Genomic DNA, 2,115 nt, shown 5'->3' on the forward strand with positions numbered 1-2,115 from the left:
CGTTTGGATTTGCACCTGTTTGGATATATACCATATAGAAATCGCCTTCCACTTGAATAGCGTGTTCTCTCAGGTCAACAACTGTCCATTCATCCAAACTTCTTGTCGCTTCTGCATCAACAGGGCCCGCTATTTTTTCTCCTGGTGTACCATCAGGGCCTGTAGCATCCCAAACTTCTACAGCAAACTCTGTGCCACCTGGGCTTGGCCAGTCAGTACCATGGAATTGGAATACACCATCTGTAACGATACCGGAATCTTCACCCTCCGGTAAGGACATTTTAACTGCCCAGCCATTACCTGCATCATAGAATGCACGTGAGTTCTCAGCAGTTCCATCATCATAGCCGATCTCTCCGCCTGGTATGGTGTAGAGTGGTTCCAGCGTAATATCTGTAATAGTATCTTCCCCATCGAGATTAAACTCAACCTCTGTTCTATGATAACCAGCTGCTACAACTCTTAATGTGTACGTACCTTCGTACGCTGTTAGTGAATAGTTACCATCTCCATCTGTTTCGACAGGTGTAATATTGGCATCTTCCACAAGAAGCACTGTCGCTCCTTCAATCATTTCACCTGTTGCTTCATCAGTAATCGTTCCACTTACAGTATATTGATCAATTTCTTCCAATATGAAATTAGCTTCTGTCGTACCATCGGCATCAATGGTTACAGATTGTTCTTTGGAATGGAATCCATATGCTTCTGCTACAGCCGTATAGTCACCTGCTGCGTGTGACATGGTATAGGTTCCATTTGCGGGATCCGTGTTAACTGATCTGCCAGATTCCAATACACTGACACTTGCAGCCAACGGCAATGTATTCGCTTCATTGCTCTTATTCCCGGTTTTACTATCTTCAGTTTGAGAACTAACCTTTACCGGTACACTGTTATTATTCTTTACATCCGTTTCCAATGCTTTATTGTTATCCTTTGACTGGTTTTCCTTCGTGTTGTTTGTTTCCAAAATATCTTCAGCTTTAATATTCTTCAATGAATTTCTATCATTTTGCTGCAGCAAGATACCAAGTTGATTCGCACTGGAAATTGCTGTGTCGCTCAATGCTACATCATCCAAATACCAGCCTGCTTTATCCATATTGCCAAGACTTGCATATTGGAAGTCAATATACACACGCTGACCAGCATATTGGGATAAACGGATTTCTCCATCAATCCAACCATCACTTTCCCCATCTCCACCGAACTCCCCTAATCTTTCCCAATTTTCCTGATCTGTGGAAATTCTTATATATCCGAGAGAAGTTGCAACATCATTAACCATATAAAAACTATACCATTGTTTGAACTGGAGATAGGATTCCCCTTCTGGCAAGTCAATTGGGGGCATTTCCAGATTCGAAACGCTCATTAAAGAGGTACCTCCGTCTAGGTTTGTGCCATACACATTATCTCCGGAGAAAGCCTTGCCCGGACCAAATGTCGGCTCACCCCACTCCCAGTAATTGTTCATTCCATAGGAAGTCCATCCAACAGGTGTGTTTTCAAAGTCTTCAGAATAACCTACAGTAATTCCTTGCTCAACTGCTACAACATATTCATCACTTGTAACTTCATTATTTCCGAAATCGTTGATAACCCATTGATATGTGAATGAATCACCATCAATATGTTCCCCGGGAATTGAAACTGCGTATTCACCAGCTTTATAATCTCCTGAAATACGATCTGCTTCAACTGTATGACCATCACCATTAGCGTCCTGATACTGTAATTCTACAGATGCAATACTAAAATTATCACTTACCTGGATAGTTAAATCGAGAGCCATACCTGCATAAGTTTCTACAGGTGCTTCATGTTCAAAAGTAGGTGCTTCTAAATCTTCGCCATCTTTTGTAACCTGACCTTCTAAAGTTCCAAGTCCTGTAACAAGAGATGAAACTGCATCATATGCATTAACTAATCCATAGCCATATCCCATATTTGGAGATTCAGAATAATCCCCATCTGTTAATGGCGTTGCTGTGTTCATAATAATTTCTTCTAATTCATCAACAGTTAAACTAGCATCTGCTTCAATTAAAAGTGCCACAACTGCCGATACAGCAGGCCCCGCCATTGAAGTTCCATTCCAACCGCCTTCAT

The 2,115-nt window shown here is 41.6% G+C and carries 1 protein-coding gene; it reads right to left on the bottom strand.

The features are described from left to right. A partial coding sequence (locus CIL05_RS21375) for a carboxypeptidase regulatory-like domain-containing protein (protein WP_165769190.1) occupies positions 1–2,115 on the bottom strand: 2,115 nt, incomplete at both ends.

Source organism: Virgibacillus profundi (assembly GCF_002287375.1).
Lineage (GTDB): Bacteria > Bacillota > Bacilli > Bacillales > Amphibacillaceae > Virgibacillus_K > Virgibacillus_K profundi.